Below are 23,903 nucleotides of genomic sequence, written 5' to 3'. Positions count from 1 at the left end.
GCTCGACCTTTTCTTCTGCATATAAAAGAAAAAGCCAGCCCTTCCAACTAATCTACGGACAATGGACGGATTTTACATGTTGAATATTCACATACATTTTTGCATCACGTGCTTTTGATATTTCAATATGACCTTCATCAATTTTCGCCATTTTTCCAATTTTATTGGACTCCTCACCTAAATCGAACACCATAATTTTCCCTGTCATTTTAATAAGCTGTTCTTCAAACGTTCTAGCTAACGTAATATTTAACGGATTTACGGGGAGTTCATTTTTATTGAGGGCATACGGTACTTGGTTTTCTTTATACGGAATTAACCATTTTAAATGCTTTAAAGATATATATACCGTTTTATAAACCGGACTATAAAAAACAATATAATCGTTCATCACACTTGTAACATAACCATGTATTGGAGCATTTCCTGCTACATAAACTTCTGTAAAAATCCCTTTAGAAGTACTTAATACTTTTCTCAAAGAAATTGAAGGGGATTCCCTCTTAATTACAGAATCAACATCTGGTTTTAATATTTCTTCGTCATATGGTCTTAAAAATTTATAGTATTGTACATGATATAAAGATATATATACGTAATCTTGTCCATTGTAAAGAACAACGATATCATTTCCTACATCAATTAATACACCTTTAAATCTTTTTTCACCGATTAATTTAACATATATATTTTCTCCAATACTTTTGTTTAACTCATTCATCTATATCCTCCTTCCTATGAATTTCTTCTTACCTGTCTTCCATTTCTAAAAAAATAATCAGGGCAAAGTTCTGTTTTAATAGTAAGTAATTCCTTTTCATACTATCGAAATAAGAAATTGTTCTTCTCTTTCCCTCATAATGCCCCTCTTATTTATTAAACATTATTCATCTTCATTCTTTTTACATTTAACTACTTGACTCACACTCTTAATATGAGACTTAATTACATAAATAACTTCATCGCCGTTTACTAGTGTAATACAGCCATGGTGTACCTCACTTAATAAACCTTCCACACACTCTGGACCGCCACGATTAATTTTTATCCACTTATACTTCAAGTCTTTTAATATATCTAAAAAAGTATCCTCATCAGAGCAGAAACATGAACTATAGCAATCGCCACATTTACTTTCTTTCACTTTCTTCACTAGACTCTTCACATGTTTCAACTGATAATATACTAATTCACCATGAGGTAGTTGTAATGTAAGATAGTCTTTTCCTAACGATACCAGTGTCCCTACTCGACTTTCTGGTCCGCGAAGATTTACTTTTACATTCTCACCAACTAAACATTTAATTTGGTCACAGCATAATACGTTCTCCAATTTCGTATCCCCCTTTCTTATTATCTTCCTCTACTTGATTGCCTTTGTGCGCGAGCGCGACCTGAATTATCACTACTACTGTCCTTACTGTTACTATCGTCGCTCTCATCGCTCTCTCCGCATGCTAATGCATTATAGTTAACACTTTTAATATGCTTTATTGCAATTAATATAACTTCTTCTTTTACAATTAATGTAACGAAGTCACAAGAAACATCTTGTAAAATTCCTTCCACTTTCTCTGGACCACCGCGATTAATTTTCACCCAGCAATATTTGAAGCTTAGAAGTAGTGCTTCAAAGTCGTCTGCACATTCGCAATCTTCCCAATCGCAATCACTTGATCCACAGTCTTTTGCATTTTTCGTAATACTTTTCAGATGGCTAAGTTGATAGTAATAAAGCTCACCTTTTTCATTCTTCAATACGAAGTAGTCCGGACATACTGATATTATTGTCCCTTTTTGAGATTCTGGACCACCCCTGTTTACTCTCACAAAAGATCCAATTAAGTCTTTCAGAAAATCACAATGAAATAAACTCACGAGAAAACCCCTTCCATTAATTTATAAGCTTTTGCACTGATAGTATATGTATCTGTACAGGTTACGTTCTCTATGTTTGTCCTAGCTAGAAAAAAATATGCTTTTAACATGGTAGACTACTACCTATCAAAAACATAAGGAATTCTGCATGCCCATTAGGCTTTCGATACCTTTAGACAAAAAATCCCGTATGAAGATACATTTCTGCATATCTTCATACGGGATTTCCCAAAGTTTAGTCTTCGTCTTTAACATCCATATCTTCTGGAATTGGTTCGTTTAATATTTCTTCCACTAACTGCTTATATTTCTCCATTTGTTCTAAATGCGTATTGAATTGTTCTTTATTTACTAAATATTGCTCTCCATCGAATAGCGCACGAATTTTCTTTTGCTGAATTAACTCTTCAATATACGATTTTGGTAAATTCAAATACTCCGCAGTCTCTTCTACTGTTATATACAATGCGTTCATTCCTTTATTATTTTTTCATCTATACTGTATCTTACTTTACTTTATTTTTGTAAACAAATAAAAAAGATTTTGTAAATGCAGTTCAAAAAGCAGGTAGATGCATTCCATATATTGTATAGTATTATATAGTAAGAATTTTTTAAATATAGAATGGTATTACCCATTTACACAAAGGAGAGTTAACATATGGCTACTCGTCACATCATTACAATGTTAGAAAAAACACTACAAGTTGAAACAGAAAACACAATTTCTCATTTGAATGTATCTTTATCTGATCGTTTTCTTTCTCAAAGCACAGCAATACATGAAAACAATTGTTATCATACAATTGGTGAATGGTACAAAAATCATTTCTTATTCCAACAAGATGATTTCCTTTGGGCTAAATATGCCTTCTATGACGCATATTGTGAAGCCATCCAAAAACAAGGTCATCTTACAAAACGCGTCCGTCAAATATTAGAATCATTGGCTCGAAAACACGGAAAACAGTATATTGCTTCTATACTAAATATGCCATTTCCTAATAAACGCGCTAAAGGGACAGCGTAATTTAGCCATGTTCTGTGTAAGCAAAACATAGCTAAATTGTTTTCTAGGATGCTTTACCAATAAAATGTTCATATCATATGAACTGATGAAACCGGTGTCATTATAATGATAGAAAATATAGTAAACAGGAAAACCCCCACGTACATCTCTCATTCACTTGAATAGAGAAATACGTGGGGGGATACTTGTTCCTTATTATTTCATCATCTGCTTAATCAGTTCGCGATTTCTCTTCTTAAATACTTCATTATGAGAAGAAACCATTCCGTACTCACTTGCATCTGGTTGGATAAATTGTTTTGCTTTATTCACAGCATTTCCAGCATCTTGGAATGCACCTGCAATTAAGTGTAGTTTCCCTTCGTGCTTTAAAATATCTCCAGCAGCATATAATCCATCTACTGAAGACTCACTATTTGCATTACCTGCAATATAATAATTATCTATAATTGCAACGTCTAACTCACTATTTTCTAATAATGTAATGTCGCGTTCATATCCATGATTAATAATAACTTCATCAATAGGTAAGTGAGAAACCTCACCTGTTTCATGATTTGTTAATTCTACATATTCGATCGCTTCATGATTATCACCAGCAATTAATTTTGTAATCGATGTATTAAAGAAACACTCCGCTGAGCTGTTCATAAGTTGTTTTACTTGTGCTTCATGACCAGATAATTCTTCTTTTCTATAGGTTACATACACTTTTTTCGCAATTGGTTCCAATTCATTTGCCCAATCAACAGCAGAATTGCCTCCACCGGAAATAATAACTGTTTTACCTTTGAAACGCTTTAAAGATTTAACTGTATAATTTAAATTCGATACTTCAAATCGCTCAGCACCTTCAATAGATAACTTTTGCGGTTTCAATATACCACTTCCTGTTGCGACGATAACTGTTTTTGAAAAGTGTTCTTCGCCAGTACTTGTTTTTAATGTAAAAGTACCATCTTGATTACGAATAATCGATTCTACTTTTGTATCTAATACAACTTCCGGCTTAAATGTTAACCCTTGCTGTACAAGTTGTTCAATTAACTTATCACCTGTAACTGGCAATAGTCCTCCTACATCCCAAATCATTTTTTCCGGATACACATGTATTTTTCCACCTAAATGTGGTTGAAATTCTATTATTTTTGTTTTCATTTCTCTGAGTCCACTATAAAAAGCTGAATAAAGCCCTGCAGGTCCTCCGCCTATCACGGTTACATCAAACAATTCTTCTCGATTCATTCGTGCTCACTCCTCAGCTATTAATCATTGATTATCATTCTCAATAAAATATAACCTGTTTCCGCAAAATTTACAATCAAAATTACTATTGACAATACACCTATATAAAATTATATTATTTAAAGAATCAATAGTGATAATCATTATCATTTTGTTAATAATTAGCAAATTTGAGATTACATCTTATTTTATTAATATGGTTAATACTATATTATAAAATCTCATATTCAAGATTTTTAATAAATCATTTTGCTTTACCACTACTCTTTCAAAAAGATTGCAGTTAAACAAATTATTGTATACACATATCATCTATGTTAAAGGAGAAAGACGATGAAAAAGTTATTTATTTCACTAACAGTTCTTTTCGTTCTTGTTATGAGTGCTTGTAGCAATGGCTCTACAGACAAAAAGAACGATGCAAAAGGTAGTAAATCAGAAACAATTACATACCAATCTGAAAATGGTAAAGTAGAAGTTCCTGCAAATCCAAAACGCGTTGTTGTACTATCATCATTCGCTGGTAACGTAATGTCATTAGGTGTAAATCTTGTTGGGGTAGATTCATGGTCTAAACAAAACCCACGTTTTGATAGTAAACTTAAAGATGTTGCTGAAGTATCAGATGAAAATGTTGAAAAAATCGCTGAACTAAATCCAGATTTAATCATTGGTTTATCAAATGTTAAAAATGTCGATAAGTTAAAGAAAATCGCTCCTACTGTAACATACACTTACGGAAAAGTTGATTACTTAACACAGCATTTAGAAATTGGTAAGTTATTAAACAAAGAAAAAGAAGCAAAAACTTGGGTTGATGACTTCAAGAAACGTGCACAAGAAGCTGGTAAAGAAATTAAAGCAAAAATCGGTGAAGATGCAACAGTTTCTGTTGTAGAAAACTTCAACAAACAGCTTTATGTATACGGCGAGAACTGGGGCCGCGGAACAGAAATTCTGTACCAAGAAATGAAATTAAAAATGCCTGAAAAAGTAAAAGAAAAAGCATTAAAAGAAGGTTATTACGCATTATCTACTGAGGTATTACCTGAATTTGCTGGTGATTACTTAATCGTAAGTAAAAACAAAGATACTGATAACTCATTCCAAGAGACAGAATCATATAAAAACATCCCAGCAGTAAAAAATAATCGTGTATATGAAGCAAACATGATGGAATTCTATTTCAATGATCCACTTACATTAGATTTCCAACTAGACTTCTTCAAGAAGAGCTTTCTTGGTAAATAATACAAACATGAGGAATTCTTAATTTAAGAATTCCTCTTCCTTTATTCTATGAACAGAAAAGATGTGAAACGAATGACAAAAGATCATGATAATCCACGTTCTATAGCTTTTACATACAAACTAATTTTAAGCTTAATTGCATTCTTTCTTATTTTTATGGTTGCAATGGTATTAGGTGCTGCAGATACTTCGATAAAAGATGTATGGTTAGCACTCACTTCCTCCGCTAAAGGAGACAAAATATCTATTATTCGAGAAATACGTTTACCACGTGAAGTTGCTGCTATTTTTGTAGGAGCTGGATTAGCCGTTTCTGGAGCAATTATGCAAGGATTAACACGAAATCCACTTGCGGACCCTGGATTATTAGGGCTATCTGGTGGAGCAAATGCTGCGCTTGCACTAACACTTGCTTTCAATCCTTCCATCAGCTATCTTTACTTAACGTTAGCTTGCTTTATCGGTGCTGCAATTGGCGCAATTATGGTATTTGGAATTGGTATGGTGAAAAAAGGCGGCCTTTCTCCTCTTCGAATTGTATTAGCGGGCGCTGCAGTTTCAGCATTTCTACTCGCAATTTCAGAAGGAATTGGCATTTACTTTAAAATTTCACAAGATGTATCACTTTGGACTGCTGGGGGCGTAATTGGAACAACTTGGAGCCAATTAAAAATTATTATTCCAGTCATTTCAATTAGTATCTTTATCGCTATCTTACTAGCAAAAAAATTGACAGTTCTTAGTTTCAGTGAGGAAGTGGCTATTGGACTAGGTCAAAAAATTATTGTTATTAAAACTATTTTATTTATCATTATTATCTTACTTGCAGGTGCATCTGTAGCGCTTGTTGGAAATATGGCATTTATCGGTTTAATGGTACCTCACATGGTACGCCCAATTGTCGGTCCAGATTACCGATTTGTTATACCGATGTCAGCAATTGCTGGAGCTTCCTTTATGCTACTTGCAGATACAATCGGACGTACTATTAACGCTCCGTACGAAACACCAGTTGCGGCAATTGTCGCGATTGTAGGATTACCATTCTTCCTATTCATTGTACGTAAAGGAGGAAAAACATTCTCATGATGCAATCTATTTTAAGAAAACAGCGTCTCATTATACTCGCTTTACTTATAGTAATCATCACAACCATTGTAGTTGGAATGGGACTTGGTTCAGCATCTTTATCTTATGATCGACTACTCCCAACATTAATGGGGCAAGGGACTTTTAAAGAGGAGTTCGTTTTATACTCTTTAAGACTACCTAGAATTGTCATTACATTATTAGCTGGTATGGCTCTCGCTTTATCAGGGGCTATTCTGCAAGGAATTACCCGAAATGATTTAGCTGAACCTGGTATTCTTGGTATTAACTCTGGGGCTGGTGTTGCTGTTGCTATTTTCTTTTTATACTTTCCAATAGACGTAGGTTCATTTCTTTACTTACTACCTGTCGTTGGATTTATTGGGGCATTTCTGACAGCTGTTCTAATTTACGTATTTTCATATAGTAAATCAACTGGACTTCAGCCGGTGCGATTAACATTAACTGGTATCGGTTTTGCATTTGCACTATCTGGAGCGATGATTGTCCTTATTTCATCCGCTGATCGTATGAAAGTGGACTTTATCTCAAAATGGATTGCCGGAAACATTTGGGGAGATGATTGGACATTTGTTTTAGCAATGCTTCCATGGCTAATTGTATTAATCCCATTTGTCTTCTATAAAGCAAATCGATTAAACATTCTAGCATTAAACGAACCGGTCGCAATCGGTGTTGGAATTGAAATTGAAAAAGAACGAAGATACTTATTAATCGCAGCCGTTGCACTTGCTGCCGCTGCTGTTTCCGTAACAGGAGGAATTAGCTTTATTGGACTAATGGCTCCTCACATCGCAAAATCTTTAGTAGGTCCAAGGCATCAAATATTCATGCCTATCGCCGTTTTAATTGGCGGATGGTTATTACTACTAGCAGACACAATCGGGCGAAATATCGTTGATCCTAATGGCATTCCAGCAGGTATTGTCGTTGCTTTAATTGGGGCTCCTTACTTTATGTATTTGTTGCTTAAGAAAGCGTAAAAACATCCTCAATTTTGAGGATGTTTTTTCCTTTCGTTTCCTTCTCCTAACCCTTTATTCACCATTCATATTTCCTACCTCAATACAATTCCTGAACAAAATATTTTTGATTATAAACTCTATTAATGTTATATTATCACATATAACTTTTACGTTTTAAGGAGTATCGTATAATGAAAGCTATTTCTATTATTCTTATCTTAATTGGAATTTTTGGTATCTTAATGGGCGGAATGATGTTCGGAGATATCGGTATTGCTGCAATTATTGGTTCATTAGCAGCACTATTCTCAGGAATCGGTTTTTGGAAATTAGATTCGCAACTCAAAAATATATCTAAATAATTAAAATCCTAAAATGGCCATGGAAGAATATATATTCTTTCACGGCCATTTTAATACACATTGAATAACATTTCCGTTAGATTTCTACTGTTGCCCATACCCTTCAAACTTCTTCGCCAAATTCTCCATCTCGTCTTCTGGCAGTAACTTCGGTTCTCCGACGCTTTTTGTTTGATAATAAATTTGAGCACAAAACTCAATCTCTTCTGCAATAGTAAACGCCATTTTTATATTATTTGCCCCAGCAATTAAACCGTGATTCGCAAGTAACACTGCACGGCGATCAATCATGCCTTCAAAAGCAGCATCTGCTAATTGCTTCGTACCAAATGTCTCATACGGCGCACAGCGTACATTCGGGCCTGCAAAAGCAATTAAATACGATACTGCAGGAAGTTCCCATCCTAATGATGCAATCGTCTTTGCATAAGGAGAATGTGTGTGTACAAGCGCATTTATATCTTCACGCTTTCTATAATAAATAAGGTGCATATCTAGTTCACTTGATGGCTTTCTTTCTCCTTCTACTACTTCACCATCTAAGTTTAATATAACTACATCTTCAGGCTTTGTTTCATAATAATCTAAACCACTTGGACTAATCGCAACAAGACCTTGTTCACGATTAAAGATACTAATATTACCGCCCGTCCCCTTTGTTAAACCACTAGAAATCATTTTCTTTCCATACGCTACAATTTCTTCTCTTTCTTTTTGTAATAACATATACATCCCCCTAAGTATGAAGCTTATGATGACTGACTTTTATATTTATCTACTTATTGAAATAGCTTTTTTAAATTCTCCGTAAACGGTGCCTTTACAATCCCTTTTTCTGTAATAATCGCTGTTACATTTTCATGTGGAGTAACATCAAATGCTGGATTATATACTTTACTTTCTTTCGGAGCTGAATATTGTCCAAAGCGATTAATCACTTCAGAAGCATCTCTTTCTTCAATCGGAATTTCTTTTCCTGTCGATGTCTTTAAATCAATTGTCGGTGTTGGCGCTGCTACATAAAACGGAATGTTGTAGTACTTAGCTAAAATAGATACGCCTAATGTGCCAATTTTATTTGCTACATCACCATTTGCTGCCACACGGTCGCATCCAACGATTACTGCATCAATCTTCCCTTGTGACATGACCATAGCTGCCATATTATCCGTAATAACAGTAACGTCAATACCCGCTCGCTGCAGTTCTAATGCTGTTAACGTTGAACCTTGTAATCTAGGACGCGTTTCATCCGAATAAATTTTTAAATTCCATCCTTTTTCTTTCGCTAAATACATTGGAGCCGTCGCAGTACCATACTTAGTCGTCGCTAAAGCACCTGCATTACAGTGCGTTAATACTCCCATTTCATCATGGAATAATGTTAATGCATGCTCTCCAATTTGACGGTTAATTTCTTCATCTTCTCTATGAATTTCTTTTGCCTCTTCTAGTAATCTATTTTTCAGCTGTGAGATTGATAAGTGAGCATTATCTGTCGCTACACTTTCCATTCTTTCAAGCGCCCAAAATAAATTTACTGCAGTCGGTCTTGATGTCGCCAAGTATGTACATACCTTTCTTACTTCATCCATAAATCCTTCTTCCGTACTTTCAGCAAATCCCTTTATCCCTAAATACACTCCATAAGCAGCTGAAACACCAATCGCGGGTGCACCTCGTACTTTCATTACTTGTATTGCATCCCACACACTTTCAGCTGTTTTAAAAGATTCATAGACAATTTCATTTGGTAATAACGTTTGATCTAACAAAACTAAAGCATCATCTTTCCACTGAATTGGTATTAATTGCTCTTCCATCATATTCTCCCCTTACTTCGCGTAGTGCGTTGACTGTTCTTTTAACGTTTCTACAAAACTTGTGCCCGTTATATATTGATTCGCTCGTAAAATAAAACTCTTCGCTACTTGAAGACAAATTCGCTCCGCTCTAGCACGTGCTTCCTCATTCCCAATACAAGTAATATCTTTTACTTTCGCTAATCCAACAATACGGCGAATTAATTCCAGACCTGTCACTGCAGCTGTATCCTCTAATACAGATTGCAAATAGACTTCGCTAAAGCCTTCTTCCTTCGCCATAATCTCGGTCACATGAATATCCCAAGCATCTAAAAACTTCTGCTTAAATAAATCAATTACCTCTACCATCGTAGTTTGTAACCAATCCATATACGTATCTTTCTCAGCTCCAGGTGACATCGTTGCATCTGCATTCACCCAAGCAAACATTAAATTCGCCATTACATTCCCAACGTCATATCCCATAGGTCCATAAAAAGCAAACTCAGGATCAATAACCTTTGTAGAATCATCTCTTACAAAAACAGAGCCAGTATGTAAATCACCATGAAGTAATGCCTGTGCATTCGTCATAAAAGAAAATTTACGTTTCGCTACTTCCATACGAAGCTCTTTATCACTATAAATATGTTCCCTAATCCATCCCTCATTTAACGGAAATAACTCATTACGCTTATTATGATTGGTAAATGGTTCTGAATATACGAGGTCCTCTGTAATCTCACATAATTCAGGATTTATATAATTCTTCACAAGTTCCTTCTTCTCTTTATGATTCATTACAACATCCGATGTTAACAAAAGTGTATTTACCATAAAAGTAGTTAAATCATCCGCAAATCTCGGAAATATTTGATGATTTATAAGTGCTGTACGTAATATTGTGTGATCCGATAAATCTTCCATTACGCAACAATTCATCACACTATCAAATAAATACACCTTAGGAACAAGTCCAGGTGCTAACTCATCCTCTAACTGCAAAACATCTGATTCTATACGAATACGATTCGTCGACAACTTAAACTCATCTGAAATGCGAGCTGTATCCCCAGCTTGCTTTACGATGACAGACATGTTCTCTTTTTCATCCCAAACGCGGAACACATAATTTAAATTGCCATCACCTATTTCTTTACACTGTAACCCCTTTGCATTTTCAAACTTAGATAATTTCTCTTTCACATATGCAATCACATCTTTAGCTTCCATTAAAAAATACTTCGTGAACTTAGACATGGTTTCCCCTCCATACTAATTGTAAGCGTTTTCTAAAAGCTATAAAAAATAATAGGTTGAATTTTTTCATCCTATAAATATGTATTCTTCTTTTTGAAAGGTATATCTAGGTTTTATTATATCTTGTTAGCACTTTGAGTCAATGTTTCTAACTATCATCGTAATATACTTCCTAATTATATATTTGAGATGACAAAAATTGTTCAAAAATTTTTCGATTCATTTTATTTTATTTATCACAAAATTCTTTGTAAAATAGAAGTAAGCAGTTCCTTTTCAAAACCACAACTTCTAAGAAATATTTCCTTCCTAAGACATTAAACTTACACACTATCTCTAACATACACATTAAACTTTTCAAACACTCATCTAAAATTTATAGACTTAAAATTACCTTTCTATTCCGTGATAGCCTTAATTGAGAATAAATATTAATTAAATTGGAATAAAGTTGGTTTATTCGCTTGACAAAATAACCACTTCTATATGATAATTAATATCGAATTAGAATTATTATAGTTAATTAAAAAATATATTTTATGAGCACACTATTTTTTGATGCTCAAAACCAACATTTAGGAGGAATTTTAACATGTTATTAATCGGCACAGAAGTAAAACCGTTTAAAGCTAATGCTTACCATAATGGAGAATTTATCCAAGTTACTGACGAAAGTTTAAAAGGAAAATGGAGTGTAGTTTGTTTCTACCCAGCTGACTTCACATTCGTTTGCCCAACTGAACTTGAAGACTTACAAAACCAATACGCAACTCTAAAAGACTTAGGCGTTGAAGTATACTCTGTATCTACAGACACTCACTTCACTCACAAAGCATGGCATGATAGCTCAGAAACTATCGGCAAAATCGAGTACATCATGATTGGTGACCCAACTCGCACAATCACTACAAACTTCAACGTTTTAATGGAAGAAGAAGGTCTTGCTGCTCGTGGTACATTCATCATCGATCCAGACGGCGTTATCCAATCTATGGAAATCAATGCTGACGGTATCGGCCGTGACGCAAGCATTCTTGTTAACAAAATTAAAGCTGCTCAATACGTACGTAACAACCCAGGTGAAGTTTGCCCAGCTAAATGGCAAGAGGGTTCTGCAACACTTAAACCAAGCCTTGACCTTGTAGGCAAAATCTAAGGAGTTCGATCAAAATGATACTAGATGCAGATATAAAAACACAACTATCCCAATACCTTCAGTTAATGGAGAACGATATTTTACTTAAAGTAAGCGCAGGAGACGATAACGTATCTAAAGATATGTTAGCTCTAGTAGACGAATTAGCTACTATGTCATCTAAGATTACAGTAGAAAAAGTTGAATTAGAGAGAACACCAAGCTTTAGCGTAAACCGCCCTGGTGAAGACACTGGTGTCGTATTCGCTGGTATTCCATTAGGACACGAATTTACATCATTAGTGTTAGCTTTACTACAAGTAAGTGGACGCGCTCCAAAAATTGAACAAAAATTAATCGATCAAATTAAAAACATTCAAGGCGAATATCATTTTGAATCTTATATCAGCCTAAGTTGTCATAACTGTCCTGATGTTGTACAAGCTCTTAACGTAATGAGCGTTCTTAACTCTAGTATTACACATACTATGATTGACGGCGCTGCATTCAAAGAGGAAGTAGAAAGCAAAGACATCATGGCAGTACCAACTGTTTACCTAAACGGCGAATCTTTCGGAAGCGGTCGTATGACACTTGAAGAAATTTTAGCTAAAATGGGTAACGGTCCAGATGCATCAGAGCTTTCTGATAAAGATCCATACGATGTTCTTGTTGTTGGTGGCGGCCCTGCTGGTGCAAGTGCAGCAATTTACGCAGCACGTAAAGGCATCCGCACTGGTATCGTTGCTGAGCGCTTCGGTGGTCAAGTAATGGATACTATGGGCATTGAGAACTTCATCAGCGTGAAAAAGACTGAAGGTCCTAAGCTAGTAGCAAGCCTTGAAGAGCACGTAAAAGAATACGACATCGATGTAATGAATCTACAACGTGCGAAACGTTTAGAGAAAAAAGAACTTATTGAAGTGGAACTTGAAAACGGCGCCATTCTGAAAAGTAAGAGCGTAATCGTTTCTACAGGTGCTCGCTGGCGTAATGTTGGCGTACCAGGTGAAGCTGAGTTCAAAAATAAAGGTGTAGCATACTGCCCACACTGTGACGGTCCATTATTCACTGGAAAAGACGTAGCAGTTATCGGCGGAGGTAACTCTGGTATTGAAGCGGCTATCGACTTAGCAGGTATCGTTAAGCACGTAACTGTTCTTGAATTCATGCCAGAATTAAAAGCTGATGCTGTATTACAAGAGCGTCTTAACAGCTTACCAAACGTAACTGTTCTGAAAAACGTTCAAACGAAAGAAATCACTGGTACTGACAAAGTAAACGGTATTTCTTACATCGATCGTGAAACTGAAGAAGTTCATCACGTTGAATTACAAGGTGTATTCGTACAAATCGGTCTTGTTCCAAACACAGACTGGTTAGGCGAAACAGTTGAACGCGCTCGCGGTGAAATCGTAACAGACAAGCACGGCGCTACAAACGTACCAGGAGTGTTTGCTGCAGGTGACTGTACAAATAATCCGTACAAACAAATCATCATCTCTATGGGTTCAGGTGCAAACGCAGCTTTAGGTGCATTTGATTACTTAATCCGTAACTAATAAAAAAACAGGTGCCTTGGCACCTGTTTTTTTATTACCCTAATGTATAAACTAAAAACCTCTCATTCCCATTCTTCTCATAAGCACCTGGCAATCTAACTTCTTTCTTCAGCTCAAACGCAGTCTGATTTTCTAAGAAGAAAATATAGTCCTCAGAAGGATAATATAAAATAATATCTACTTCTCTCCCCGTTTCTTCTACTGAAAGCAAAATGTTATTTACTACATTCATAAACACTTGTACAGAAAATGGATTAAAGAAATAAAACCTATTATCATGTGGATCAATCTCATATTCCTGCGCTAAACAACATTGGAATTGAATTTTCCCCTTACTGTTTCGTGCCTTTCGTGCATAACGATCTCGATTATCCATTGCTTCTTTATAAAACTCTTCATTCATTTCAATTCCAACTGCTGAAGCACCACATTTATGATGCATATAAAAGTTTAATCGCCCTTTTCCGCACCCAAAGTCTACAATTCGGTCGCTACTTCGTATCTCATATTGATTCAATAACTCATCTAACCCGCTATACGGCGTCGGTTCATAGCGGTGATAATGCATAGACTTGTTAAACCCTTTTTGCTCACCGACTGTTTTTATATGTAAAACTGCATCGTAATATTGTTCGTTCATTCGTTTTCTCCTATTAAAAAATGGTACTTATTATTATACACCATGTACTGGAGGCTCATTTTTCATCAAATTAATAGGTACGTGAAATTATATTAACGATTTTCTTAATATATCTATCGTAACTTCAAATATATCAACGATTTTCTCAATATATCTATCATAACTCAAAATATATCAACGGTTTTTCAAATATATCGATTTGCCGACAATTCACGACAAAAAAACAGGAGCTCTCTAGCCCCTGTCTTCTAACACTTTCAATACAGTTTGTTTCAATATTTCTACCCCATCCATAATACAACTATGATCGAACCTCATATACGGATGGTGTAATCCAGGTTGTAGATCTGCTCCTAGTCCAAGCATGACAGCTTTTAAATGTGGTCTTTTCACTGTATAGTAATGGAAATCATCACTTCCCGTCGTATAGAGAGGTCCCGTACATCTCTCTTCCCCATACGCTTCGAGAATACCTTTACGCATAAAGCGCTCTGCTTCTTCAGAAACCTCCGCTCCTGGTGCAAGATCCATCCATTCGTATGAAGTTTTCGACCCCATCGATGTAGCTGATTCTATTACATGCTCAATCTTTTTCTTTAATTCTTCTAATAGTATATTACTCTCTGCTCTTACATCTAAACTGAAATGACCATTTCCCGGAATAATATTTAAATTATCACCACCAGCTTGGCATCTCGTCATTTTTACTGAATAAGAACTTTGCGGTGGCAGCCAAATATTTTTCAAACCGACATTAATCATGGAAATGACATCAATTGCATTCACACCTTGGTGTGGTCTTGCCCCGTGTGCATCCTCCCCATGAATCATACCCTCTAAAAATCCTGCTGCTCCATGGCGAATAGATGGGGCTGCTTGTTTCAAAGATAGTTCTTCAATTGGTCTTAGATGGACGCCAAATAAGAAATCAGCATCATCTACAGCACCTTTCTCCACCATCTTCAAAGCACCATTACCCTTCTCTTCTGCCGGCTGAAAAATAAATCTAACCGTACCACTTTTCCATCTCATATTTTTCAATTGTAAAATAAGTCCCATTACAATGGTCATATGAGCATCATGGCCACATGAATGGTTCGCTTTAAATTCTCCATTTACTTCTTGCCAAAGTGCATCCATATCAGCACGAATCGCAATAACTGGATTCCCGCCTCCAATCTCAGCAATTACACCTGGACAATCATCAAATGTTCTATATGAAATTCCTTCTTCTTTTAAAAAGTCAGTAATATACGCTGTCGTTTCATATTCTTTCCAACTTACTTCAGGGTTTTCGTGTAAATGCTGAAAAATCTCCGTTAAGCGCTCTTGTAGTTCTAATGTTTTCAACGTTCCAGTCTCCTTCCCACATTACAAACGATTCGGGTTAATTATACTTATGAAAAACAGATGTTTTTATGAACATATTGAATTTTAAGAAAAAAGTCAATTGTTTATTTTTAAATACTTAAAAAGCTTACTACTCACCTATATTACAAACTAAACAAACAACTAGAACATTCCTTATTTTCTGTTTTTTATGTTGACGCTTACATAAACTTTTAGTTATCATAACCTAATAAACGTCTATTTTACGACAATTCTAAAAATACAAACAAACATACGTAACAAGGAGGAACTTTATGAAAAAAGAAATACCTTTTGGAATAGCGATTATCCCTATTATCATTACCGTTGCAGTTATGATGATTACAATTGTTGTATTAAAACAAACCCCTCACGTTCCACTTATTATCGGTACAACCGTTGCTTCTATTGTCGCTTGGCGTTACGGTTACAAATGGAATGATCTTGAAGAAGCAATGTATAAAGGGATTCGTCTTGCATTACCTGCTATCGTCATTATTATTCTTGTCGGCTTAACAATTGGTGCTTGGATTGGCGGTGGAATCGTCGCAACGATGATTTATTACGGTTTAAAACTTTTAACTCCATCACTATTTTTAGTTTCCATTACCGTCATTTGTTCTATCGTTGCATTAGCAATTGGTAGCTCTTGGTCTACAATGGGGACAATTGGTGTTGCTGGAATGGGAATTGGCCTAAGTATGGGAATCCCAGCTCCAATGGTTGCTGGTGCCATTATTTCAGGCTCTTATTTTGGCGATAAAATGTCACCGCTTTCAGACACAACTAACTTAGCCGCAGGATTAACAAATACAGATTTATTCGCACACATTCGTCACATGTTATTTACTACAGTTCCAGGTTTAATTATTACTCTTATCGTCTACGCGGTCTTAGGAAGAAGCTTCGGCGCTAACAATATTGATGCGAAGAGCATCGATCAAACGTTACAAGTATTGCAACAAAACTTTGTTATCTCGCCTTTCCTACTCATTATACCCGTAGTCGTTATGGTATTGGTGGCTAAAAAAGTCCCTGCTATACCAGCGATTCTCGTCGGTATTATTTTAGGATTCTTATCACAAGTCTTTATTCAAGGTGGTTCTGTCTCAGCATCTGTCGGTGCACTCCAAGCTGGATTTGTTATAGACACTGGAAACAAGCTAGTAGACGAACTATTTAACCGCGGTGGCTTAGATTCGATGATGAATACAGTCTCTATGACAATTGTCGCTATGACTTTCGGAGGAGTATTAGAACATACAGGTATTCTTCGCTCAATTGTAAATCAAATTTTAAAGTTAGCGAAATCAGCAAAAGGGCTTATCGCTTCTACTATCGCATCTTGTTTTGCAACAAACCTTACTTGCTCTGAACAATATATTTCAATTGTTGTCCCTTCAAGAATGTACGCAAATGCATACACGGAAAAAGGACTACATTCAAAAAACTTATCCAGAGCATTAGAAGATGGTGGAACATTAACTTCTGTCTTCGTTCCTTGGAATACGTGCGGTGTATTTATTCTCGCAACACTTGGCGTAGGTGCATTTGAATATGCTCCTTATGCTATTTTGAATTTCATCGTACCTATTATCTCAATCATTTATGGTATAACAGGCTTCACAATTGTAAAACTATCAGACATTGAAAAAGCAGAACTACTAAAGAAACAAAAAGCTCAACTAGAAGCTTAAAAATAGCGGTAAATTCAGTTCATATAGTGCGCGAGGTCGCCCTTGTTGATAGGGCATTTCCTCGCCGCAAATATGAGCATACCCGTAATCAACTAATTTCTTTAACAACCTTTCTGTCGATCTTCGAGTCACTTGTAAGTACTCAGAAAGGTCAGCTGCTGTAAACTTCAATGACGGATGCGATTGACTAAATTGAATGATTTTTGACAAGTTGGCCGGACTAAGCTTCGTTTCCTTCGCTATTTTCATTAGTTCCGGATTATCATTTTTCAAACTTTGTACTCTCTGTTCTTTCGGGAACGGACCAAACAAATCTTTATCACTTGTTAGTATATAAAAACAACGATCTATTGGATTATTCTTTGCAAAACTTTGAGCAATTTTTGCATTTTGCTCCGCCTCTTTCACGGTTTTTCCATAACCAAATCCAATAGCTATCGTTCCTTCTACGCTTGCAAACAAGTTATTTATCGCATTTGTTTTAATAATCGATTCGATATCACCACGAGTTGTATACAAAATACATGTCATTTCATCCACTTGTTTAAATGAACCACGTAGTTCTTTTGAAATGACATCTAGTTTTTCAAGCAAACTCGTTCGTAATTCTAGGGAAGAAATAATACAAGCACCAACAGTAGCTGAATAGCTTTTTGCTAACTCAGCTTTTATTTTTGCATCTTTTAGCCCATGTATAATAGACTGTGTTGGATCAATCATACGCTCTGAAGGAACACCTATTTTTTGAAGCTCATCGTAAACAGCGTGAATACTAGTTAAAGCTAAATGAGCCTCTCCAGATTGATATTTAGCTACATGAAAATCGATAACTCTATTTATTTCATCTTTACTCCACAGCATATTTTCATAATCCAACACTTGCGGGCTTTCTTTTATACCAATATCATGGAACACATTTGTAATAAACGAGCGGTCTACTAAATCGATGGAGATGTTATGTGGTTGAATACTTTGATGATACATGATAGAAAGAATTGAAGATGCGACAGTTGTCTCGTCTTGCTGTAAGTATGTACTTGGAATTCGTAATTGTTCTCTTATTTCTTTTGCCATATAATAAGGTAAAGCACCTGAGAAAAAGATGACATCACAAGGCTTTAGACACTTTAATAGTTCAGAAGATTCCGTCGGATGAAGGTAAATATATGGATCAATTTCTATTCCTTCTAATTTTTGAGCAATAGGAAAAAGGTTCTCCATAAACTCCTTTGAACCGACAACTGCAATTTTTATCATCATTTTCTCTAACTCCTTATCATTAATTAACGACTATTTAACGTCAACTATATCAAATGTATAAAACTATTGTAAACAGGAAGGGGTTTCTATTCAATGAAAATTACAGCTATTCATCTTTACGCAATTCGTTTACCGCTTCGCAATCCGTTTGTTATTAGTTATGGCTCTTATTCTGATATGCCCTCTATTATCGTCAAAATGGAAACAGATGAAGGTATTATCGGTTACGGTGAAGGCGTTGCTGATGATCACGTCACAGGTGAATCATGGGAAAGTACTTTCCATACTTTAAAACATACGCTAGCCCCTGCTCTAATTGGGGAAAATCCAATGAATATCGAAAAAATACACGACATGATGGACAATACAATTTACGGTGTTCCAACAGCGAAAGCCGCAATTGATATTGCTTGTTTTGATATAATGGGCAAAAAACTAAATCAACCTGTATATCAATTAATTGGCGGGCGCTACTATGAAGAATTCCCTGTCACTCACGTTTTAAGTATTGCCGATCCTGAAGATATGGCTGGAGAAGCTGCTTCTATGATTCAAAAAGGTTACCAATCTTTCAAAATGAAAGTTGGTACAAATGTAAAAGAAGATGTAAAACGTATTGAAGCTGTACGAGAACGTGTAGGAAATGACATCGCTATTCGCGTTGATGTAAACCAAGGCTGGAAAAATAGCGCAAACACATTAACAGCACTACGTTCATTAGGACATTTAAACATTGACTGGATTGAACAACCTGTTATCGCGGACGATATTGATGCCATGGCTCATATTCGTTCTAAAACAGACCTCCCGCTTATGATTGATGAAGGATTAAAAAGTTCTCGTGAAATGCGCCAAATTATTAAATTAGAAGCTGCTGATAAAGTGAATATAAAATTAATGAAATGCGGCGGCATATATCCAGCTGTAAAGCTCGCTCATCAAGCTGAAATGGCCGGCATTGAATGCCAAGTGGGATCAATGGTCGAATCATCTGTTGCCTCTTCAGCAGGATTCCATGTCGCTTTCTCAAAAAAAATCATTACGAGCGTAGAGCTAACAGGACCATTAAAATTCACAAAAGACATCGGAAACTTACATTACGATGTACCATTCATTCGCTTAAACGAAAAGCCCGGACTCGGCATTGAAATAAACGAAGATACACTACAAGAACTAACCGTCTTTCAAGACGTTGTACGCTAAAGGAGGACTATCATATGACGGCTCTATACGAAGGAACATTAAAACAAAATAACGAATCATTTCACGTTACATTACTATCACTAGAGCACATCGAACAAATTTTATCACTACAAAACATTGTAGTTGAAGCACTAGAAGATAAAAGTCGTTTACAACCACTCTCACAAGAAGAATTTCAATACATTCTAGAAGGAAACGGCATGATGATCGGTGCTTTTATCGAAAACGAACTCATCGCATTTCGTGCTCTACTCGTCCCGCCTATCGATGATGAACATTTAGGGCTTGATATTGGCTTGCCAGAAAGTGAACTGCACCGCGTCATCTATCAAGAAATCTCAAACGTTCATCCAAACTGCCGAGGAAATGGCATGCAAAAAATATTAGCAAACGTCATCATGGACGAATTGCAAAAAGAAGATAGTAAATATGATTATGTATGCTGCACCGTTGCTCCTTTTAACATCCCGAGTTTGAAGGATAAATTTGCGCAAGGGATGGAGATTGCTGCGCTGAAGGAGAAGTATGGTGGTAGTCTGCGGTATGTTTTTGTGAAGAAATTGCGCGGAGATAAAGAAAGCGATTGGACGGATGTTCAAATTATTCTAATGAGTGATGCTAGTGGACAGCAGGCTTTGCTTTCGGAGGGGTATCGTGGGTATGAGATGGAGAAAACAGCAGATACTTTCATTGTGAAGTTTGGGCGATAATCTATATACTCGAAAAGAGGAGATGTCTGCTGTGACCTCTTCTCTTTTCAATTTGTTGAACAATCCTGTGATAAATGAAATTATATCAACGATTTTTCGAATATATCTATCATAACTTACAATATATCAACGATTTTTAAAATATATCTATCAAAACTCACAATATATCAACGATTCGACAAGAAATATCGATTTACAGACAAAAATCGATATCCCTTCCTAAACCGTCATCTTCCAACTAGATAACGCTAACCAATTCTCCATTTCTTTATAATCAGGCATTATCTTCCCGACAAGACGCCAAAAAGATCGATCATGATTTAAATGAACCATATGACACATTTCATGAACAACTACATAGTCAATTACTCGCTGTGGTGCCATTGCTAGCTTCCAATTGAATGTTAGTTGTAAATTCGAATCGCAAGTACCCCAAGTACGACTACTATCTGTAATACGAATAGAACGTGGTTTTGTCTTAAAGTTACTTTGATGCGCTTTAATACTCTTCTCTACTAAAGTTTTACACTGCTTATAATAAAATCGTTTTAAAGCTTGTTGTATTTTCTCATCCTTAAGCTCTTTCACATAAATATGTAACTTATCCCCTTCAAAAATTGCATTGTCTTGCTCAATGCTTGCATCTTGGGAAATCTGTATCGGATACGTATTCCCTAAATACAAAAAGCCTTCTCCTTGATCGTAATCCTTTTCCTGTGGTCCACGCGCTCGCTCCGCCATTTCCTTACGGGTTGTCTGAATCCAATCCCACTTTTCCTCTAGCAACTGGACTAAGTATTCAACAGGTGTCCCTTTCGGAGCCTGTACTTCCACATTTCCATACGAATCCACAAAAAGACGCACGGACTTTTTCTTCTTATAAGTTATATGAAAATTAATTGTCTCACCTAAATATGTATGTACCATTTCATCACCTAGCATATTATTTTACAAATAAAAAAGAGTAGGATACGAACGTCCTACTCTACCTATTATATCATTTACTGCTTTAACGAACTCATTATCCTCTATACTTTACACCTAATCCCTTAATGAAATTCCTTGCGTATCTATCGCCGCACTCTTTGTAATTTTTATGACCTTTTTTTCTTAATAGAGCGCCTAACTCTCCTTTTGTTACCGTAACGCCTACGCTATCTAATATATCAAGTACATCCTCACTCGTTAAAGATAGTGCGATTTTCATTTTCTTTAGAAGAAGGTTATTGGCACTCTCCTTGCTCTGTACAGGTGCAGGCTGCCCTGGTTTCGGATCTTGCTTTCCTCTTTTTAAAGTAATAAATCCATTTAAAAATGCCTCTAACATCATCATATCGCATGTTAATACGTACTCATCTTCAGCTACCTCATCATTTTCAGCTTCATGCTGAGGAGCCCTCTTTATTTTTGTAAGCATATCAACTACGTCTTCTTTCGTTACTTCCATCCCGCCAAGTTTAAAGATTTCTACCATATCTATATCTTTTATATCTAAAGCGTATCTTACTCTTTTTAATATATCGTTGTTGCTCATTGCCATTGGGTTTCCTCCTGAAATGTTGATTATAGTAATGCTTTTAGCATGTGTAAATTAATGTCGTTAAGTTAATACTTTAACATTTTAGAGGTTGGTTTTGTAGTCTTGAGTGGATTAATGCTTTTGGGGGATTATTTTTAAACAGCATTAACACGCGAATCTAGAGAAAGTTTTTTAAAATTTTTCGATTGATTTTAAACTTTCCACTGCATTGTTGATAAAAGAAAACGCTGTGCTTAATTTTTCAAAATACTGCTGGTTTCCTGCCCTGAACTTATTTTATGAAAAACATTTGCTCTCTAACCAAAGGCTCATATATCCAACATGTATATAAAAATACAAATAGGATTTTAGTGAGATTACCATATAAAAAAACATATGTTATTTAGACACTTTTTATCCATTTTCACCCAATTGAATTATAATAATACTAAAGTTAATATGAGACGGAATCAATAATGAATTATCTGATTGGTTATAAAGATGCTGAATGAAACTTCGGACATGAGGGCCCAATGCTAACAGAATATACATATGGAGAATCAGGATCTAATACAAAAAGAAGATGGCAAATACGACTATGTTTGCTGTACTATAGCCCCCTTTAACATTCCAAGTTTGAAGGATAAGTTTGCACAAGGGATAGAGATTGCTGCACTGAAGGAGTGGTGGGAGTATGCGGTATGTTTTTGTGAAGAATTTAAAGGTAGGTGAAAGAAGGGATTGGAGAAAAATTAAAACTCTTCCAATGAATGATATTGTTGGTCAACAGAGACTTCTAACACAGGGGTATCATGGATACGGATTCGAGCAATATAATGGCAAGTATTTAGTTCGATTTGGAAAATAACTTTGTAACCGCTAAAAAATTTAAAGTTAATTAGTAAATTAAATTCATATTTGCAATTAACCCTTTGTTGGTTTTTAATCCAGAATAGCCTGAATTGGAACGAAAACTCTATAGATATAATTCTCCTGCAAAGAACCAAATTATTAACGAGATAATGAGCTTTGCATCAATGGACTATATCTATTAGCTTAAATAAATTTGTATTATCTCTTAATAAGCAACTTTTGTTGCTAGTCCAATTGCCAATTGTATTTTATCATTATAGACAACTTTTCATAAGAATAAAATACAATTGGCAATTGAACTGAGTATGTAGGTATTTTATAAAATACAATTGGCAATTGAACTGAGTATGTAGGTATCAAAGTTATTTTCATTACTATAGGATAGGAAATCTAATAAAACCCTTAAAAAAATAAGGAATAACTTATAAACACCAAATACTGATAAAACGTATATGAAATTCTAATATAGTAATAACAGATTAACATAGAGAGAATTTAGTCTTTTATTATTGATTTATATAATCACACCCGTATTATATTCACTTCAAATAAAGTTCTACAGAAATGGGAGAGACGGTCCTAATTACAACGGCTATATTAGATTAAATTATTCATCGAGCAGAGTTTGTTCATTTTAATTGAAATACTTTCACAATTAAAACAAAAATCATCTATTTCAAGAGAAAAAATGCAACAAATTAATTGAAAAAACTATAGGATATCTACCTATATAAACTTTTAACTGTATATGTCTTTTTTAAGTTCTTAACCTCTAAAATATACTCCATTATTCCCCCTTATAGTTAATCATGTTAAGTGTATCACCACATTAATTAGATTTTAGTAGATACCAACCGCGTTTCTCTTATTTACAACTATTACTTAATGTTGACATTCCAGATGTTACCGTTGTAACTGTCCACCATCCTGCTGTTTGTACTTCTGAACCTTCTTGTAGCTCTTGTAATTTTAATACTTTGTTCATTTTTATATCCCCCTTTTAATTAGATTAGTAGATACCAACCGCGTT

Annotated in this window: 24 protein-coding genes and 1 pseudogene; 11 read left to right on the top strand and 14 right to left on the bottom strand. The window is 35.4% G+C overall.

Features of this window, described 5'->3' with window-relative positions; all coding sequences use genetic code 11:
• Positions 1-52: 52 nt before the first annotated feature.
• From DN400_RS00595 to DN400_RS00580, 4 genes are all read right to left on the bottom strand, one after another.
• Complete coding sequence (locus DN400_RS00595) at positions 53-721, bottom strand: LSm family protein (RefSeq protein WP_053565369.1); 669 nt, start codon at positions 719-721, stop codon at positions 53-55.
• A gap of 162 nt (positions 722-883) precedes the next feature.
• Positions 884-1,333 (bottom strand): PI-PLC domain-containing protein, encoded by a 450-nt coding sequence (locus DN400_RS00590; RefSeq protein ID WP_065229680.1) that lies wholly within the window; start codon positions 1,331-1,333, stop codon positions 884-886.
• Between the two features lie 20 nt (positions 1,334-1,353).
• Positions 1,354-1,878, bottom strand: a complete 525-nt coding sequence (locus DN400_RS00585) for a spore coat protein (protein ID WP_065229679.1) — start codon at positions 1,876-1,878, stop codon at positions 1,354-1,356.
• 235 nt (positions 1,879-2,113) lie between these two features.
• Positions 2,114-2,353 carry a helix-turn-helix domain-containing protein gene (locus DN400_RS00580; RefSeq protein ID WP_001998970.1) on the bottom strand — a complete coding sequence of 80 codons (240 nt, stop codon included), beginning with the start codon at positions 2,351-2,353 and terminating at the stop codon, positions 2,114-2,116.
• A gap of 186 nt (positions 2,354-2,539) precedes the next feature.
• Here DN400_RS00580 and DN400_RS00575 point away from each other — a divergent pair, with 186 nt between their 5' ends.
• Positions 2,540-2,908 (top strand): hypothetical protein, encoded by a 369-nt coding sequence (locus DN400_RS00575; protein WP_000235476.1) that lies wholly within the window; start codon positions 2,540-2,542, stop codon positions 2,906-2,908.
• A gap of 195 nt (positions 2,909-3,103) precedes the next feature.
• Here DN400_RS00575 and DN400_RS00565 read toward each other — a convergent pair whose 3' ends face one another.
• On the bottom strand, positions 3,104-4,153 hold the full coding sequence (locus tag DN400_RS00565; protein WP_001078268.1) for an NAD(P)/FAD-dependent oxidoreductase: 1,050 nt from the start codon (positions 4,151-4,153) through the stop codon (positions 3,104-3,106).
• Positions 4,154-4,486: 333 nt separating this feature from the next.
• Here DN400_RS00565 and DN400_RS00555 point away from each other — a divergent pair, with 333 nt between their 5' ends.
• The 4 genes from DN400_RS00555 (at position 4,487) to DN400_RS29300 (ending at position 7,841) form a co-directional block, all read left to right on the top strand.
• Entirely contained in the window at positions 4,487-5,404 is a 918-nt protein-coding gene (locus DN400_RS00555) for an iron-hydroxamate ABC transporter substrate-binding protein (RefSeq protein ID WP_000732579.1), read from the top strand.
• A 48-nt stretch (positions 5,405-5,452) separates the two neighbouring features.
• Entirely contained in the window at positions 5,453-6,493 is a 1,041-nt protein-coding gene (locus DN400_RS00550; protein ID WP_002025239.1) for a FecCD family ABC transporter permease, read from the top strand.
• Complete coding sequence (locus DN400_RS00545; RefSeq protein WP_097996746.1) at positions 6,490-7,497, top strand: FecCD family ABC transporter permease; 1,008 nt, start codon at positions 6,490-6,492, stop codon at positions 7,495-7,497. The genes DN400_RS00550 and DN400_RS00545 overlap by 4 nt, the downstream gene beginning before the upstream one ends.
• 173 nt (positions 7,498-7,670) lie before the next feature.
• On the top strand, positions 7,671-7,841 hold the full coding sequence (locus DN400_RS29300) for a hypothetical protein (protein ID WP_000644466.1): 171 nt from the start codon (positions 7,671-7,673) through the stop codon (positions 7,839-7,841).
• Between the two features lie 84 nt (positions 7,842-7,925).
• On the opposite strand, the gene DN400_RS00540 is transcribed toward DN400_RS29300, so the two are convergent.
• Genes DN400_RS00540 through mtnK form a run of 3 tightly spaced genes read right to left on the bottom strand, consistent with a single transcriptional unit; the run spans position 7,926 to position 10,906 of the window.
• On the bottom strand, positions 7,926-8,567 hold the full coding sequence (locus tag DN400_RS00540; protein ID WP_000926548.1) for an L-fuculose-phosphate aldolase: 642 nt from the start codon (positions 8,565-8,567) through the stop codon (positions 7,926-7,928).
• Between the two features lie 53 nt (positions 8,568-8,620).
• Positions 8,621-9,667 (bottom strand): S-methyl-5-thioribose-1-phosphate isomerase, encoded by a 1,047-nt coding sequence (gene mtnA, locus DN400_RS00535; protein ID WP_025118702.1) that lies wholly within the window; start codon positions 9,665-9,667, stop codon positions 8,621-8,623.
• A 9-nt stretch (positions 9,668-9,676) separates the two neighbouring features.
• Positions 9,677-10,906 carry an S-methyl-5-thioribose kinase gene (gene mtnK, locus DN400_RS00530; protein ID WP_000033228.1) on the bottom strand — a complete coding sequence of 410 codons (1,230 nt, stop codon included), beginning with the start codon at positions 10,904-10,906 and terminating at the stop codon, positions 9,677-9,679.
• A 592-nt stretch (positions 10,907-11,498) separates the two neighbouring features.
• Between mtnK and ahpC the strand changes: the two genes are divergently transcribed.
• Positions 11,499-12,062: an alkyl hydroperoxide reductase subunit C gene (gene ahpC / locus DN400_RS00525; protein WP_000924420.1), complete on the top strand. Its 564-nt coding sequence runs from the start codon at positions 11,499-11,501 to the stop codon at positions 12,060-12,062.
• A 14-nt stretch (positions 12,063-12,076) separates the two neighbouring features.
• On the top strand, positions 12,077-13,603 hold the full coding sequence (gene ahpF / locus DN400_RS00520; RefSeq protein ID WP_000599499.1) for an alkyl hydroperoxide reductase subunit F: 1,527 nt from the start codon (positions 12,077-12,079) through the stop codon (positions 13,601-13,603).
• A 34-nt stretch (positions 13,604-13,637) separates the two neighbouring features.
• On the opposite strand, the gene DN400_RS00515 is transcribed toward ahpF, so the two are convergent.
• A complete protein-coding gene (locus DN400_RS00515; protein WP_001005626.1) occupies positions 13,638-14,243 on the bottom strand; it encodes an SAM-dependent methyltransferase in 606 nt (201 codons plus the stop codon).
• A 234-nt stretch (positions 14,244-14,477) separates the two neighbouring features.
• Entirely contained in the window at positions 14,478-15,593 is a 1,116-nt protein-coding gene (locus tag DN400_RS00510; RefSeq protein ID WP_097996744.1) for a M20 peptidase aminoacylase family protein, read from the bottom strand.
• Positions 15,594-15,886: 293 nt separating this feature from the next.
• Here DN400_RS00510 and nhaC point away from each other — a divergent pair, with 293 nt between their 5' ends.
• Positions 15,887-17,308: a Na+/H+ antiporter NhaC gene (gene nhaC, locus DN400_RS00505; RefSeq protein ID WP_000711502.1), complete on the top strand. Its 1,422-nt coding sequence runs from the start codon at positions 15,887-15,889 to the stop codon at positions 17,306-17,308.
• On the opposite strand, the gene DN400_RS00500 is transcribed toward nhaC, so the two are convergent.
• Positions 17,297-18,568 carry a transcriptional regulator gene (locus tag DN400_RS00500; protein WP_097913199.1) on the bottom strand — a complete coding sequence of 424 codons (1,272 nt, stop codon included), beginning with the start codon at positions 18,566-18,568 and terminating at the stop codon, positions 17,297-17,299. The genes nhaC and DN400_RS00500 overlap by 12 nt on opposite strands.
• Before the next feature lie 93 nt (positions 18,569-18,661).
• Here DN400_RS00500 and DN400_RS00495 point away from each other — a divergent pair, with 93 nt between their 5' ends.
• Both DN400_RS00495 and DN400_RS00490 read left to right on the top strand, forming a co-directional pair.
• On the top strand, positions 18,662-19,771 hold the full coding sequence (locus tag DN400_RS00495) for a mandelate racemase/muconate lactonizing enzyme family protein (protein ID WP_097996743.1): 1,110 nt from the start codon (positions 18,662-18,664) through the stop codon (positions 19,769-19,771).
• A 14-nt stretch (positions 19,772-19,785) separates the two neighbouring features.
• Positions 19,786-20,481, top strand: coding sequence for a hypothetical protein (locus DN400_RS00490; protein ID WP_000126174.1), 696 nt, complete (start codon positions 19,786-19,788; stop codon positions 20,479-20,481).
• 219 nt (positions 20,482-20,700) lie between these two features.
• Here the strand turns inward: DN400_RS00490 and DN400_RS00480 are convergent, their stop codons facing one another.
• Together DN400_RS00480 and DN400_RS00475 are read right to left on the bottom strand one after the other, a co-directional pair.
• Entirely contained in the window at positions 20,701-21,408 is a 708-nt protein-coding gene (locus DN400_RS00480; RefSeq protein WP_000233761.1) for a M48 family metallopeptidase, read from the bottom strand.
• A gap of 94 nt (positions 21,409-21,502) precedes the next feature.
• A complete protein-coding gene (locus tag DN400_RS00475) occupies positions 21,503-22,021 on the bottom strand; it encodes a YehS family protein (RefSeq protein ID WP_001251704.1) in 519 nt (172 codons plus the stop codon).
• Positions 22,022-22,564: 543 nt separating this feature from the next.
• Here DN400_RS00475 and DN400_RS00470 point away from each other — a divergent pair.
• A pseudogene (locus DN400_RS00470) lies at positions 22,565-22,868 on the top strand (GNAT family N-acetyltransferase); the annotation flags it as partial.
• 870 nt (positions 22,869-23,738) lie between these two features.
• Here DN400_RS00470 and DN400_RS29680 read toward each other — a convergent pair.
• A complete protein-coding gene (locus tag DN400_RS29680) occupies positions 23,739-23,858 on the bottom strand; it encodes a class III lanthipeptide (RefSeq protein ID WP_197678334.1) in 120 nt (39 codons plus the stop codon).
• Between the last annotated feature and the right edge of the window lie 45 nt (positions 23,859-23,903).

Origin of the sequence: Bacillus sp. AR8-1, from assembly GCF_008042345.1 — a bacterium.
In the GTDB taxonomy this organism is placed as follows: Bacteria; Bacillota; Bacilli; order Bacillales; family Bacillaceae_G; genus Bacillus_A; species Bacillus_A cereus.
This window is presented reverse-complemented; position numbering and strand designations above follow the sequence as displayed.

Bases quoted from the DNA above. Each gene is read 5' to 3' on its own strand.
- DN400_RS00595 (WP_053565369.1), bottom strand. From the start codon at position 721: ATGAATGAGTTAAACAAAAGTATTGGAGAAAATATATATGTTAAATTA.
- DN400_RS00580 (WP_001998970.1), bottom strand. From the start codon at position 2,353: ATGAACGCATTGTATATAACAGTAGAAGAGACTGCGGAGTATTTGAAT.
- DN400_RS00575 (WP_000235476.1), top strand. From the start codon at position 2,540: ATGGCTACTCGTCACATCATTACAATGTTAGAAAAAACACTACAAGTT.
- DN400_RS00565 (WP_001078268.1), bottom strand. From the start codon at position 4,153: ATGAATCGAGAAGAATTGTTTGATGTAACCGTGATAGGCGGAGGACCT.
- DN400_RS00555 (WP_000732579.1), top strand. From the start codon at position 4,487: ATGAAAAAGTTATTTATTTCACTAACAGTTCTTTTCGTTCTTGTTATG.
- DN400_RS00550 (WP_002025239.1), top strand. From the start codon at position 5,453: ATGAACAGAAAAGATGTGAAACGAATGACAAAAGATCATGATAATCCA.
- DN400_RS00545 (WP_097996746.1), top strand. From the start codon at position 6,490: ATGATGCAATCTATTTTAAGAAAACAGCGTCTCATTATACTCGCTTTA.
- DN400_RS29300 (WP_000644466.1), top strand. From the start codon at position 7,671: ATGAAAGCTATTTCTATTATTCTTATCTTAATTGGAATTTTTGGTATC.
- DN400_RS00540 (WP_000926548.1), bottom strand. From the start codon at position 8,567: ATGTTATTACAAAAAGAAAGAGAAGAAATTGTAGCGTATGGAAAGAAA.
- mtnA (WP_025118702.1), bottom strand. From the start codon at position 9,667: ATGATGGAAGAGCAATTAATACCAATTCAGTGGAAAGATGATGCTTTA.
- mtnK (WP_000033228.1), bottom strand. From the start codon at position 10,906: ATGTCTAAGTTCACGAAGTATTTTTTAATGGAAGCTAAAGATGTGATT.
- ahpC (WP_000924420.1), top strand. From the start codon at position 11,499: ATGTTATTAATCGGCACAGAAGTAAAACCGTTTAAAGCTAATGCTTAC.
- ahpF (WP_000599499.1), top strand. From the start codon at position 12,077: ATGATACTAGATGCAGATATAAAAACACAACTATCCCAATACCTTCAG.
- DN400_RS00515 (WP_001005626.1), bottom strand. From the start codon at position 14,243: ATGAACGAACAATATTACGATGCAGTTTTACATATAAAAACAGTCGGT.
- nhaC (WP_000711502.1), top strand. From the start codon at position 15,887: ATGAAAAAAGAAATACCTTTTGGAATAGCGATTATCCCTATTATCATT.
- DN400_RS00500 (WP_097913199.1), bottom strand. From the start codon at position 18,568: ATGATGATAAAAATTGCAGTTGTCGGTTCAAAGGAGTTTATGGAGAAC.
- DN400_RS00495 (WP_097996743.1), top strand. From the start codon at position 18,662: ATGAAAATTACAGCTATTCATCTTTACGCAATTCGTTTACCGCTTCGC.
- DN400_RS00490 (WP_000126174.1), top strand. From the start codon at position 19,786: ATGACGGCTCTATACGAAGGAACATTAAAACAAAATAACGAATCATTT.
- DN400_RS00480 (WP_000233761.1), bottom strand. From the start codon at position 21,408: ATGGTACATACATATTTAGGTGAGACAATTAATTTTCATATAACTTAT.
- DN400_RS00475 (WP_001251704.1), bottom strand. From the start codon at position 22,021: ATGGCAATGAGCAACAACGATATATTAAAAAGAGTAAGATACGCTTTA.
- DN400_RS29680 (WP_197678334.1), bottom strand. From the start codon at position 23,858: ATGAACAAAGTATTAAAATTACAAGAGCTACAAGAAGGTTCAGAAGTA.